Here is a 13,651-nt window from a genome sequence, read left to right as displayed (position 1 = left end):
CGGTTGCTCACCGCCGAACAACGCGTCGCGCTGATCGCGAGAGATAAAGGCTGTGCGTTCCCCGGATGCACGTGTGTGCCCGCCTGGACCGATGCACACCATATCCGGCACTGGGCCAACGGCGGCCCGACCGTGATGAACAACCTCGTCCTGCTGTGCCGTTCACATCACCGGCTGATGCACCGCAAATCCGGGTTCGTCGGCAAATGGGAAATCCGGATCGGCGTCGACAACAAACCCTGGTTCATCCCACCGCCCTCGATCGACCCGCAGCGGCACCCGCGGCCGGCGAACACCACATTCACAACCTGAGGACGAACCTCAGGCACAACAGAACACGGCCAGGCTCCGCATCGGACATCAAAACCCGATACGGAGCCCAGAGGCCGTGGAGCGTCCACAACTCACGACGTTCGGGCGGGGCGCAAGACCGATCTGCCCAACAACTCACAAACCTGCAGGGCCAGAGCGAGATCCAACTTGTCTCGGCCCGCAGCGACCGGATCGCCGAGCGCCTTGTTGATGCGATACTTCACCGTATTCCGGTGCAGATTCATATGATTGGCAGTGTGCAGATGGCTTTCTCCGTGGGCGAAGTACACACTCAACGTCGTCCTCAAGGACGCAGCAGAAGGCGTATCGTCCGCCAACGGGCCTAGCACCTCCCAGACCCATGACTTCGTAGAATCGATGTTCTCCGACAGAAGCGAAACCACGGCGACGCCGCGGTCCCCGAAACTCACCACGGGTCGCTGTGGCGTATCCGGGACGGCAGCAACTGAATAGGCGGCAGTGGCTTGTTCGTGAGATCGTTTGAAACCGTCGACCCCCGACCCCGGCAGTCCGATGGCCACCCGCGCTCCACCGTCCAACGGCACTGCGGCCGCGAGAACGTCCGCATCCGGCGCTGGAATCCGGCGACCGAAGGGCAGCCACGCCCACACCGTGCGTCGATCGATGGCGGTGATGATCGGCGGCTTGTCCGCTCCCGCCGCTGCGCCGAGATCACGTACGAGTCGATCCAGCGTGTTGATGCCCATGACGTCCGCATCCCACGTCGACCAGACCACCAAGGCGACGTGGTTTTGACCAAGGCGGTATCCGGTCTCCGCTTCGAAAGCAGCGGTATCTGCGTTGGTACCGGACAGAAGGGCATGGATCGCGGCCGAATGGAGGTTTCCCTGCGCTGCCATCCATCGACTGCGCTCCCGCTCGTACGCGTCGAAGACGTAGAGCGTGATCCAGTCGATGTAGCTGTAGACCACGTCCGAAGTGTGTTTCAGGACAGCCAAAGTCAGTCGCGCCGGAATATCCAGTGTGCTGATCTCGTCGTGACAGATCCGCATCAGATCGCCTTGGCCCATGTGATAGGCCCGAACGAGAGAGTTGGACGGAACGTCTCGCTGCGCCAGACGCAAAGCGTATTCAACTGCGGCAGTAGTCGGTTGGAGATGATCGATCGGAATGTCGTTGGCCAATACGTGGATGATCGTCGTGATGTTTCCCTGCACGCTGGCCTCGAGCATTTCGAGCAATTTGGCGTCTGCATCCAATTGGTCGATTTCGTGAGCCATCATGAAGGCCATCTCACGCGCGATATCGGCGCTGCGCTCGTCGAGTCGTCGCGCCAACTCGGCAACCACGGCAAGCACTTCCGGCTCTGCAGCTGCAGGCACTCGGGCGAGACGCCGCATTGCTCCGGCGCCTCGCTCCTTGTGCGATGGACTACTCACAGAACCTCTGCACCCTTCCGCCGCAGGTACTTCAGTGCCGATTCTGCCGCGTTGTACCCGCACATTCCATGTGCTCCGGCACCCGGCGGGGTCGAGGCCGAGCACAGGTAAGTGCCCTCGATCCCAGTGCTGTACGGATCGACTGCGACGCGCGGACGCAAGACAACCTGCAGTTCGGTGTTCGCACCTCCGATGATGTCGCCTCCTACCTGATTCGGATTGTCTTGTGCCAGATCAGCTGTACCACTGCTCGACGTCGCGACGATCTGATCCCGGAATCCTGGCGCAAACCTCTCGATCTGACGAATGACCGCCTCCGTCGCGTCGCCGCTGTAGCCGTGAGGCACGTGCGCATAGGCGTACAACGGATGGACGTTCCCGGCCGAGCGGGTGGGATCAGCCAGGTATTGCTGACCGAGGAGCACGAACGGTCGGTCCGGCATACGGCCTGAATTCGTCTCACGCTCAGCTGCCACGATTTCGTCGAAACCACCTGCCAGATGGACAGTTCCGGCCCGAGCGCAATCCTGATTGGTCCACGGTACATGACCTTCGATCGCAAAATCGACCTTGAATGCTCCGGGAGCCTGCTTGAACTTTCGATAGGCCTTCGCCACTCGGCCCGGGAGTCGATCGCCCAGGATTTCGAGCGCACCCCCCGGATTGACATCCAGCAGAACAACATCGGCGTCAGGAATCTCGGAGGCCGTACGTATCCGAACGCCGGTGTCGATCTTGCCGCCGTGATCGAGGAGCATCGCGGCCATGGCGTCGGTGATCGAACGCGAACCTCCCTCGGCAACCGGCCAACCGTAGCGGTGACCAGCCGCGGTGATCATCAATCCCACCGCCGATGTAGCCGGACGGTTGAGCGGATAGAAGGCGTGCGCGGCAACCCCGCCGAAGAGAGCCTTTCCTTTGTCGGTCTTCCACAACTTCGCGGTCACCGTAGCCGGAAGCAGCGCTCGCGGACCGAAAGCCGCAAGCCGCAGCGGATGGCGTGGAACGTTGACGATCGGACGCATCAGGTCGGACGCCAGAGCGTCGAACCCCGTCGACAAATCCTCGAACATGCGTTGCCATCGGGGTCCGTCCGCGCCGAGTCCCGCCGCCGTCTGCTCCAGCGAGCGGTACAGAACGCCGGCATCGCCGTTGTCGAGCGGATGCGCACAGTCCACCTCTGCCCAGCGCCAGATCAGCCCGTACCGCTCGAGGTCCAGTTTGGACAGGTACGGCGAGCCGATACCCATCGGGTGAAACGCCGAGCAGTGATCGTGGATCAACCCCGGCACGTCGAGCGGACCGGATCGGGTGCCTCCGCCGATCTGGTCGGCGGCCTCGAGTACCTGCACGTCAACACCACTACGTGCAAGGTGTACCGCGGCAGCGAGCCCATTGGGCCCGCTGCCGACGACTACGGCCTTTGTCACTTACTCACCTCTTGCTCGCTACCGCTGACCCTCGTACGCATCTTCGGCTCGGAGACAACCTGCGGATCTGTTGCCGCGCGGTCGGCCCGTACGTCCAGTGTCCACTGAACGTCGAACGGAATGGGCCCGTTCGGCAACCATGGCTGTTCGGCGACTGCGTCGGCGACCTTGAAAGTACCCCGTTCGATGACACCGAGAGCCGCATCGATCACCTGGTACTCCTGTGTTCCCTTGTGGATGGGCTGCGATTCGATCCAGGTCACCAGGAACTCACCGGGTGCGAAATTGCAGCGACGCTGAATAGCGGCGATCAGTTTCACGTCGTGCAAGTGGCCGTCACCGAAGTTGAATGCGACGATGGAGTTGCACATGAACTCGGCTTCGCGCAGCGAATACGTGTTGATGTCGTCGCCGAGGTGTCTGATCATCAGAGAGAACAGCGCACGCCCTTGGCTGTGCATGGAACGCCAGCCCAACAGCTGATGCAGAACGACGTCGGACACGTCCTCGGGGTACATCGTCATCAACTGATTGCGCGTATCCGGCGACGGACGCTTGATGTACTGGTCGATCTTGGCTTCGGCGCCCGGAGCGAATGCCCACGTCGCGGATGCCCAGTTGCCGGCGTACTGACGCATCGACGGCAGGAAGGACACCAGATCTGGTCGGAGGTTTCCGAGGATCGGGAAGAAGGCAAGGGCTGCAATGATTCCCGCGGTGATCCACGGAGAGGACATAGCGCCGAGGCCGTAGCCGTCCCACGCAGGGAAGCCCAGGAACAGGAAGACCGAGGCGTAGGCGAACAGAAGATTCCATTCGAGCGGAACGGCCAACGGGAAGGTCGACGCGATGAACAGGTGGAATCCGACCATGAGGATCACGGCAAGAATGGTGAGAGTCTTGTTCGTCGAGAACAGCAGTATCAACGGGGTGACGATTTCGACCATCGTTCCGGCCACGTGTGCGACGCCGCCGCCCAGGTGCGAGGGCCGAAGATCTTCCGGGAAGTTCCGGTAATGCGCGCGCTTGATCTTCTTCGACGGGATCCACGGTGTATTGCTGAGCATCGGGGGAACCACCAGCGAGAAATGGCGACCGAACTTCGAGACACCGGCTCCGATCCACACCATGACGATCAGCAGTTTGAGCGCCAGGATCATGTCGACGAAAGGCAGGAACGTGAAGAAGAAGATTGCCGGCAGGTACTGCTCGCTACGTGCAGCGATGAAGGGCACCTTGTCACGCAACCCGAGAATCACCATGAGCACCAGGAAGGAGTACAAGACCGTCGGACGTACGAGTCCGGCACTGTCAGCGAAGGCCGAATCGAGTCCTGTGGTGTGAACTCCCGGAAGAACCGCGGCAACAAGTAGATTGGCGACTGCGGCGACATAGATGAAAACGTCGAACACCGAGCGGGAGTCACCCGAGGTGAGCGGCACTTTGCCCGGCCACGGTGGCAGGCGAATCGTGCCGGGGCGAATCCAGTAGAGAACTCCACCGGTCATCGGCTTGAAGTGGCCGGCGAGCGGTCCCCAGGATCCTGCCAAGCCCAGCATCTCGAGCATCATCGTCCAGATGATGAGTTTCTGGTAGACGATCGGCTGGTTCCACCACGAACCGACGTCGAACCACGAGAGGCCGGAAGTCAAAGTGGCAACGGCTGTTCCAGCTGCCAGGTAGAGGAACAACAATTTCATGATGTAGACGGTGTGGACCATTTTCGGCGTACCGAAGCCGTAATCCACCCAGTGCGTGGACATGTCACGCAGACGCTCGAGAAACGGCTTGTCCATGAACGTTGCCGGATCGACGGGAGGGAAGTTTCCTTCTTTGAATCCCATGATGTGCTCCTGAAATACGGAATGTGGGCATGACGGATCGACTCGACGGACGTCGTCGAGTTGTGCTGGTACTACGGGGAAGTGACTAGTGAGCGGGAGTTGCGCTCAACGCTCGTCTCATTCCGGGTTTGTCGATCTTGCCCACCGGGTTTCGGGGAAGCGCATCGACGACGTAGATCGCCACTGGCACCTTTACTCGGGTGAGCAAGGCCGTGACATGTTCGAGCAGTTCGTCTTCGGTGACGGGTGCATCGGGGTAGGCAACGACATAGGCAACTGGCACCTCTCCGTAGACCTGGTGCGGAGCGCCGATGACGGCGGCCTCGAGCACGGAAGGATGTGTAGCGAGCGAGTTTTCGATCTCCTTCGGGTAGATGTTCTCTCCCCCACGGATGATCATGTCCTTGATGCGGTCGACGAGGGTCAGGTAGCCGTCCTCGTCGAGGACTCCGACGTCACCGGTGTACAACCAACCGTCCCTGACCGCCTTCGCGGTCTCGTCCGGCTTGCCGAGGTAGCCACGCATCACGTTGTCGCCCTTGATGACCACCTCTCCGGCAGTACCGACGGGAGCAAAGGTTCCGTCCTCGGCAAGAATGGCAATCTGCTGGCCCGGCAACGCCGGTCCGACCGTACCGAGTTTGCGCACGCCGTCCACAGGATTGCAGGCCGAAGCGCAAGTCCCCTCGGTAAGTCCGTAACCCTCCACGATCACGAAACCGAAGCGCTGCTCCGCGCGGTCGAGGAGTTCCTTGCTGATCGGCGCCGCACCGCACACGGCAAACCTCAAGGATGACGTGTCGATGGAGGAGTCTTCCGGCTGTGAGGTCAGCATCGCGTAGATTGCCGGCACTGCCGAGAAATACGTGGGGCGAAGCCTCGCAACGTCGTCGAAGAATCTCGAAACCGAGAACTTCCCGGTGACACTGACCTGTCCGCCGACAAGCAAGGGCGTCAAGACGCTGACGCAGATCGCGTTGACGTGGAACAGCGGCAGAATCAACAGACAGTGATCCGCGCCCGTGACTCCGATGTTCTTGCCCATCGACGAAGCCATGAACTGCAGGTTGGCGTGCGTGAGCATCACTCCCTTGGGCCGTCCGGTGGAGCCGCTGGTGTAGATGAGGAGAGCCAGATCGTCTGCTGCAACATCGATTCCGGGCCGAGGGTCCGTCGGCGGCGCTGTCGCAAGATCGTCGACGACCAACACCGCACGGCCACCCGAGGGCGCGTCGGCAGTGGCGGTGATGACCAACTCGGCCCCGGAGTCCGCGATCTGGTAATCCGCTTCGTTCGCGGTGAACATCGGATTGATGGGGGTAGCGGCAGCACCGATACGCCAGGCGGCCATGATCGCGATCAGCAACTCGACGCGATTGGGCAGCATGACCGCCACCACGTCGCCGAGTCCGATTCCGAGTCCGGCCAATTGCGCAGCAACAGCTTCCGTGCGATCTGCGAACTCCTCATACGTGAGTTCGACGTGGTCGTCCCGCAGGCACGGCTTCTTCCCGTACTTCTCTGCAAGATCCCAAGCCAGATATCCGATGTCCGCCACGAGAGTCAGCACCTTTCATTCGTGTGTGACTCAAAACACTATCGGCGTCCTGTGGCCGAAGAAACGGTCCCAGGGGATCAACTTATCCAGGTTCTTTGTTCCCCGAGCACAACACGGCAGGTGCGGTGCTCATCAGCTCGAGGGCTGATGCAACACCTCGTGGGCGCGGCGGGTCACCACCTCGGAGATCCGGCGCAAGACCGGTGACGACAGTTTCCACTGCTGCCAGTACAGCGGAACGTCGTCCACGAAGTCCGGATCGAATCCGATCAGCACCCCGGATCGATCGTCGTCGCCGCGCTGCAGGTCCGGTATCAATCCCCAGCCGTATCCCCGCCTGACGGCGTCCGCGAAGTCTGCCGATGACGGAACAAGATGGCGAGGCGGATCTGCCGGGTGGCCGATCTTTTGATCGAGGTACCGATCCTGCAGCAGATCCTTGCGATTGAACACAACCAGCGGTGCCTCCGAAAGGGATTCGGCCGTAACACCATCTGCGAACCAACGACGGCAGAACTCTGCGCTCGCCATCGGCCGATACCGCATGATGCCCAACCGACTGGAGGTACACCCTTGAATCGGTGACGCGACAGACGTGACGGCAGCCATGACCGAACCGTCGCGTAGCAGTTCGGTGGTGTGGTCTTGATCGTCGAGATGAAAATCGAAACTGACTTCTTGCGTGAACTCCGCGAGGGCCCCGAGAACCCACGTGGACAGCGAATCGGCATTGACCGCGATCGAGACGCGGGCGAAGCTGTTCGAACCGTTTTCCAAACCGAGTTCTCGCACGGTGTCACGCGACAGGGCGTCTATCTGACGGGCAAGCCGCAGGACTTCTCTCCCTGAATCTGTGACCTGGATGGGTTTGGTGCGCTGCACCAGGATCCGGCCAACCGAGGTCTCGAGAGATTTGATTCGTTGACTGACCGCCGAAGGCGTGATGTGTAACTTCCGCGCCGCCGCCTCGAAGGTTCCCTCGTCGACCGCAGCGTGCAATGCCCTCAACTGCTCGAAATCCAACATAATCTGAAGCTACTCTGATGCATCCTAAGAATCATTAGCTGGACTGATTGAAATCTGAGCGGCAGGCTCGACACCATGCTCAGCACCAACGACCCTGCGTCGGCCCTCGTCGGTTTCGGGGTCGGACTGTCCTTGATCGTCGCAATCGGCGCCCAGAATGCGTTTGTTCTTCGCCAAGGCCTGACTCGATCGCATCTACTCCCGATCGTCGCAGTGTGCGCGTTGTCAGACGCAATTCTGATTCTTGCAGGCATCAGCGGAATCGGGACCCTCCTCGAACACGCACCGTCGCTGATCACGTTCGTTCGTATCGCCGGCGCCGTTTTCCTCCTGAGCTATGCGATCTTCGCCGCCAAACGGGCGCTTCGACCCCAGACGTTGGCACCGGATCAACATGGAAACGGGTCGAGGCTTACCGCCGTCACGATGGCATTGGCCCTCACCTGGCTCAATCCACACGTGTACCTGGACACCGTGGTGCTCATGGGTTCAATTGCCAACGGTCGCGGCGAAATCGGACGTTGGTGGTTTGCGGCCGGTGCCATCACGGCAAGTGTGGTCTGGTTCGGCGCCCTCGGTTACGGCGCACGTCTACTCACGCCGCTCTTTGCGAAACCCAACGCCTGGCGGATTCTCGATGCTCTGATCGCCCTGATGATGGCAGTTCTCGGAATCAGCCTGCTTATCGAATTGTGACTCGGCCGCACAACCTCGATCCGACACTGCGGGTAGCGGGATGGGTTACCGTCCAACGTGAGGGAGGCTCAATTCACCTGTCGAGAGTTGTGACCATCAGGTAGGGCTGATCACGATGACCGAGGACGATGTCGGCACCGAACCGCGCGACTCCAACCGCGGACTGGGATTGCTGTGTCTACTCGCTGCGGTCGCCGGTGTCGGGGTCGGATTTGTCGGCGGCGCGTTCCGTTGGTGCCTGATCAGGGCCGACGAACTCCGTCGGACGATCGTCGACTGGGCGCATCACGTTCCGTACGTCGGGTGGCTCGTGCCGGTACTCCTGGTGGCCCTGTGCACCGTGCTTGCCGTACTGATCGTCAGACGAGTTCCCCTCGCGAAGGGAAGCGGTATCCAGCATGTCGAGGCGGTGTCCCGTGGCGAAGCGAAACCTCCGGGTATCAATCTCGTGCCTGCAAGATTCATCGGCGGTCTCTTGGCGATCGGCTCCGGTCTGGTTCTCGGCCGTGAAGGCCCCACCGTCCACATGGGCGCGGCGATCGGTGCAGAAGCGGGACGACGGGCCCGCCTTTCCGAACCGGATGTCGCCATGTTGCAAACATCCGCGGCCGGAGCAGGACTCGCTGTCGCATTCAACGCGCCGATCGCCGGCGCACTGTTCGTCTGCGAGGAAGTGACGCACTCGTTCCGGCTACGCACCGTGCTGCCAACGCTTTTCGGTGTTTCGGTCGCGGTGGGCTGTGCACGAATCGTCATCGGCGATCAGCCTGATTTCGAGGTCGGCACCGTGCCCACACCTCAACTCGCACTACTGCCGCTGTTCGTCGTCTTCGGAATACTGACGGGGTTGCTGGGCATCGCGTACAACCGCTTGATTCTGGGACTACTCGACGTCGTAGCGCGACTCGACAGGATCCCGCCGACCGTCATCGCCGCAACGATCGGCGCGGTCATCGGCCTGACGCTGTTCCTCGACCCGCTGGCCAGTGGAGGCGGCGACGTCCTTGCACAGATGATCGTCGGCGGAAGGACCTTCGTTCTGCCGATTCTGCTGCTGTACTTGGTGGTTCGGTTCTTCACCGGCCCGCTGTCGTACGCCGCCGGGACTCCCGGTGGACTGTTCGCTCCTCTACTCGCACTCGGTGCACTCTGGGGGTCGATCTTCACCGGGCTGTCGAGCTTCGTGCCCGGAGTGGACGCCGGACTCACGATCACCATGGCTACCGTCGGCATGGCTGCCTTCTTCGGCGCCGTAGTACGCGCTCCGTTCACCGGAATCGTGATCGTGGTCGAGATGACTGCGGTGACGTCGACGCTGGTTCCGATGCTCGCGGCCACTGCAGCAGCGGTTTTCGTAGCCACCTTGGCAGGTTCGGCTCCTATCTACGACAGCCTTCGAGAACGAATGTTGGGAACTCGACGTCCACCTCTGCGATGATCACGATCGACATCGTCCCCGACATGTGTGTACGCAGAGGAGCATTCATGACCCCAGGAACCGACGTCGGGGAGGTCCTCGCCCTGGAGCGGGAATTGCAAACTGTCGAATGCAGGCGCAGCAGTGCACGTGTACTTGCATTGCTTGCCGAGGACTTCGTCGAGATAGGCGCGTCGGGTAGCGTCTGGAATGTCGCGTCCACAGTTGAATCACTGCGGAACGAACCCATAGACGAGGGCATCGAAGTTCATAATCTGACCGGTCGAATCATCGACGACGGCTACGTCCTCACCCAGTGGGATTCAGTCCGAGGTAGGCGTCGCGCGCGGCGAACATCTTTGTGGCGTCGAACACCGATCGGATGGCAATTGGTACATCATCAAGGCACCCCGCTCCCCTGATTTCATCCAACTCGACCTGCGAACACCCCTCTACGCCAAGGGCGTTCCGACGTAGTTCTCGGCGATCAACGTTCGCCCGGCGACCGAACGCGTGACCATGTCCAGTTCGGCCAGCTGACGGCGATGCCCGAAACCGGTGTCGTCTGGCAAGCGATGGAGCATCGACGACATCCACCACGAAAAGTGCTGCGTCCGCCACACGCGCGGCAACACCGTTTCGGTATACCGGTCCAACATCTTTCGGTCGGACGAGGTGAAGAATTTGTCCATGGCGTTCGACAGCGCGTAGACGTCGGCGATCGCGAGATTCATACCCTTCGCGCCGGTCGGCGGCACGGTGTGCGCCGCATCGCCTGCAAGAAACAGGTTGCCGTGCTGCATCGGCTCGCACACGAAGCTGCGGAACTGGAGGATCGACTTCTGAAAGATCTTGCCGTCCTTGATCTCCGCCCCCTCACCGTCGACGCGCATGTGCAGCTCGTCCCAGATCCGATCGTCGGACCAGTTGTCCACGGAGTCGTTCGGATCGACCTGGAGGTAGTGACGCTGCACCTGGGGTGTCCGCGTGCTGATCAGCGCAAAGCCACGCTCGTGGTTGGCGTAGATCAATTCTTCCGATGACGGCGGCGCCTCGGCCAGGATGCCGAACCATGCAAAGGGGTACTGCCGGAAATGATCCGTGCGGATCGACGGTTCGGGAATCAGCTTTCGCGTTTCGGTACGTGATCCGTCGCAACCGGCCACCAGGGCGCACTCGAGCTTCTGCTCGGCTCCGTCCGAGTCGACGAAAGTAATACTCGGGCGATCCGATTCGTGATCGTGTACTTGTGCGCCGGACACTCCGAATCGAATGTCCCCGCCGTCAGCGAGGCGTCGCGCAATCAGATCCTTGAGCACCTCGTGTTGCGGATACACCGTGACTGCGCGCCCGTCGGTCAGTTCGTCGAAGGCGATGCGGTGCCCTCGCCCACCGAATCGCAACTCGATTCCGTGATGTTCGAGGCCCTCCCGCTTCAGTCGGTCACCGAGTCCTGTCTCGACCATGAGATCAACGGTGTTCTGTTCGAGCACACCGGCACGAATGGTGCCCTCTACCTCTTCGCGAGTGCGGCATTCCAGGACTACCGAATCGATTCCCTTCAGATGCAACAGATGCGAGAGCATCAACCCGGCGGGACCACCACCGACGATTCCGACCTGGGTGCGCGAAGAAGACATACAGTGAACTCCTGAGGTGAGTGACGATTGAGACCACCCTCGACCACGACCACTCCTCTGAACAGCTGCAATTTCACTCAGTGAAAGACCGAATACGAGCTATCCAAGTCCGCCGCCGCCAAGCCCGCGTGATATTCCACGGGCGGCCGCGACCAAAGCCGGCAGTAAAGGGGCCGGATCCTGCTCCACCGGAACAACTGTCGAGACCGCGGCGACGACATTGCCGCCGGATTCGCGGACCGGAGCGGCAACAGCAAGGGTCCCGACGTTCAGATACTCACGACAGACCACGAATCCGGTGCGTCTGATCTCGTCGAGAGTTGCTCGCAAGATTCGCTCGGAAGTAATGGTTTTGGGAGTGAACGACTCGAGACCGGCACGGAGGACGTCGTCGAGAAGCTCGGTTCCGCCGTGTGCGAGGAGAATCAATCCACCGCTCGACGCGTGCAGCGGCAATCTTCCGCCGGCGCGACCTACAACGGTGACAGCGCTACGCGAGGACAAGCGCTCGAGGTACAGAGCCTCGGTACCTTCACGAACGACCAACTGCACGTTCTCTCGGGTGACTTCGTAGAGGTCTTCGAGAAACGGCAACGCCACCTGCCTGAGCCCATGTGCCCCGGGCGCAAGAGCGCCGATCTCCCACAACCGCACTCCCACCTGGTACTTGCCGTCACTCCGACGCTCGAGTGCGCCCTCAGCCACCAACTGCCCACACAGTCGATGGACGGTGGGCAGTGGCAGATCGGTGCGACGACTGATCTCCGATTGCGTCAACCGCGGCGACGTCGCGTCGAAGGCACCGAGCACGATGAATGCCCGGCCGATCAACGAACGGTCGCCTGATGCCATTCACACAGTGTGACAGGGCAGTGCCACCAAGAATCCACTGTGACTGACATCAGGCGAAACGTGTTCAGGCGGTGCGGAGCTACGCGGAGTGCGCCAATTCCGGTTCGCGTTCGACCGCCGGCGGCGCGGCCTCGATCTTCATCGGCTCCTGCGCGTAGTGGAAGTGCGGACGACGGTGCCCGATGAACGAACCGAACCACGACATCACAGCGACGTACCGGTTGCGGAAGCCCACCAGATACATCACGTGGACGGCCAACCACATGAACCAGGCGATCGTGCCCTTGAACTCGACCTTGCGGACGCGACACACAGCGCTGAATCGGCTGATGATCGACATGCTGCCCTTGTCGAAGTACTTGAAAGGCGTTCCGGCCTTGACCTTTCCGTTCACGATCTTCGCGGCGTGACGGCCACCCTGCATCGCGACGGGCGACTGACCCGGCAGACCGTTCAGCGACGTCATGTCACCGATGGCAAAGACGTTGGCGAATCCGCCGACAGTCAAGTCCGGATTGATGAGCAGACGACCCGCGCGGTCGGTGTCACAACCGGTTGCCTCGCCGAGCACCGCGGCGAAGTCGTTGGCGCGAACACCGGCCGACCAGATGACGGTCTCGGCGTCGATGCGCTTCTCTTCCTTGGTCTTTGCCGAGGACACGGTGACACCGTGCTCGTCGATGGCGGTGACCATGGTGTTGAGGACAACCTCGACACCCGACTTCTCGAGCGAAGCCTGCGTGTACTCACTGAGCTTTCCACCGAAGGCCGGAAGGGCGACGCCGGCGCCTTCGACCATGGTGACCGTGACCTCGTCGGCGCTGATGTTGTTGATGGACTTGGCGAAGTAGCGACGCGCCAGTTCCTTGATCTGTCCGGCGAGCTCGACGCCGGTTGCGCCGGCACCGACGACAACGAAGCTGAGCAGGTTGCGACGAACCAGCGCGTCGTTGGTGGTGTGGGCCTCTTCGAAGCAACGCAGGATCTGCTTACGCAGGACCTCGGCATCCTCGACGGTCTTGAGCTTGTAGGTGACCTTCTCGAACTCGTCATGACCGAAGTACGCCTGCGTGGCACCGGTGGCTGCGATGAGCGAGCGGTACCCGAGCGTATGGCGGGTACCCGAGGCTTCGTAGACGACGGTGTTCTCTTCGGCGTTGACCTCGACGACGCGGCCGAGCCGGACGTCGGCGTTGGGGTACTTCTGCAGGATCGTGCGGATGGGCGGAGCCACCTCGCCTGCCGACAGAACACCCGTCGCCACCTGGTAGAGCAGCGGCTGGAAGAGGTGCTCGGTGGTGGCGGAGATGAGAACGAACGGCGTCTTGGACTTCGCGAGAGTCTTGGCCGCGGCGAGGGCTCCGAAGCCCGAACCGACGATCACTACCTGAGTCTTCTCGTGTCCAGTCGCGTCGATGTCGGCGCGACCCGCAGCTGTTCTATCCACAACAAACT

The 13,651-nt window shown here is 61.4% G+C and carries 12 protein-coding genes; 4 read left to right on the top strand and 8 right to left on the bottom strand.

The genetic code is table 11. The annotated features are described in order from the left end of the window. Positions 1-312, top strand: a 312-nt coding sequence (locus tag ABWI03_RS29560) for an HNH endonuclease signature motif containing protein (RefSeq protein ID WP_353799012.1), incomplete at its 5' end; no start/stop codon positions are given. Between the two features lie 92 nt (positions 313-404). Here ABWI03_RS29560 and ABWI03_RS29555 read toward each other — a convergent pair. From ABWI03_RS29555 to ABWI03_RS29535, 5 genes are all read right to left on the bottom strand, one after another. Next, positions 405-1,694: a PucR family transcriptional regulator gene (locus tag ABWI03_RS29555; protein WP_124568158.1), complete on the bottom strand. Its 1,290-nt coding sequence runs from the start codon at positions 1,692-1,694 to the stop codon at positions 405-407. 35 nt (positions 1,695-1,729) lie between these two features. Beyond that, a complete protein-coding gene (locus tag ABWI03_RS29550; RefSeq protein ID WP_298781903.1) occupies positions 1,730-3,163 on the bottom strand; it encodes a phytoene desaturase family protein in 1,434 nt (477 codons plus the stop codon). After that, positions 3,160-5,007, bottom strand: coding sequence for a DUF3556 domain-containing protein (locus ABWI03_RS29545; protein ID WP_298781900.1), 1,848 nt, complete (start codon positions 5,005-5,007; stop codon positions 3,160-3,162). The genes ABWI03_RS29550 and ABWI03_RS29545 overlap by 4 nt, the downstream gene beginning before the upstream one ends. An 85-nt stretch (positions 5,008-5,092) precedes the next feature. Then, positions 5,093-6,565, bottom strand: a complete 1,473-nt coding sequence (locus tag ABWI03_RS29540; RefSeq protein ID WP_298781897.1) for a class I adenylate-forming enzyme family protein — start codon at positions 6,563-6,565, stop codon at positions 5,093-5,095. 132 nt (positions 6,566-6,697) lie between these two features. Beyond that, entirely contained in the window at positions 6,698-7,591 is an 894-nt protein-coding gene (locus ABWI03_RS29535) for a LysR family transcriptional regulator ArgP (RefSeq protein WP_298781894.1), read from the bottom strand. Between the two features lie 75 nt (positions 7,592-7,666). On the opposite strand from ABWI03_RS29535, the gene ABWI03_RS29530 reads away from it, so the two are divergent. The 3 genes from ABWI03_RS29530 to ABWI03_RS29520 all read left to right on the top strand — a co-directional run bounded on the left by ABWI03_RS29530 (position 7,667) and on the right by ABWI03_RS29520 (position 10,126). Further along, entirely contained in the window at positions 7,667-8,287 is a 621-nt protein-coding gene (locus ABWI03_RS29530) for a LysE/ArgO family amino acid transporter (protein WP_235170550.1), read from the top strand. Positions 8,288-8,402: 115 nt separating this feature from the next. Continuing rightward, positions 8,403-9,725: a ClC family H(+)/Cl(-) exchange transporter gene (locus tag ABWI03_RS29525; RefSeq protein WP_298781889.1), complete on the top strand. Its 1,323-nt coding sequence runs from the start codon at positions 8,403-8,405 to the stop codon at positions 9,723-9,725. Between the two features lie 47 nt (positions 9,726-9,772). Beyond that, on the top strand, positions 9,773-10,126 hold the full coding sequence (locus ABWI03_RS29520; RefSeq protein WP_124568051.1) for a nuclear transport factor 2 family protein: 354 nt from the start codon (positions 9,773-9,775) through the stop codon (positions 10,124-10,126). 30 nt (positions 10,127-10,156) lie between these two features. Here the strand turns inward: ABWI03_RS29520 and ABWI03_RS29515 are convergent, their stop codons facing one another. The 3 genes from ABWI03_RS29515 to ABWI03_RS29505 all read right to left on the bottom strand — a co-directional run bounded on the left by ABWI03_RS29515 (position 10,157) and on the right by ABWI03_RS29505 (position 13,643). Beyond that, positions 10,157-11,344, bottom strand: coding sequence for a 4-hydroxybenzoate 3-monooxygenase (locus ABWI03_RS29515; protein ID WP_298781885.1), 1,188 nt, complete (start codon positions 11,342-11,344; stop codon positions 10,157-10,159). 99 nt (positions 11,345-11,443) lie between these two features. Continuing rightward, complete coding sequence (locus ABWI03_RS29510; protein ID WP_095972373.1) at positions 11,444-12,196, bottom strand: IclR family transcriptional regulator; 753 nt, start codon at positions 12,194-12,196, stop codon at positions 11,444-11,446. A gap of 79 nt (positions 12,197-12,275) precedes the next feature. Continuing rightward, positions 12,276-13,643, bottom strand: coding sequence for an NAD(P)/FAD-dependent oxidoreductase (locus tag ABWI03_RS29505; RefSeq protein WP_095972372.1), 1,368 nt, complete (start codon positions 13,641-13,643; stop codon positions 12,276-12,278). Positions 13,644-13,651: the final 8 nt, after the last annotated feature.

The organism is Rhodococcus baikonurensis, assembly GCF_040489275.1.
Taxonomy (GTDB): Bacteria; Actinomycetota; Actinomycetes; order Mycobacteriales; family Mycobacteriaceae; genus Rhodococcus_F; species Rhodococcus_F baikonurensis.
The sequence above is the reverse complement of the archived record's forward strand: the minus strand, read 5'-3'. Positions and strand labels throughout refer to the sequence as shown.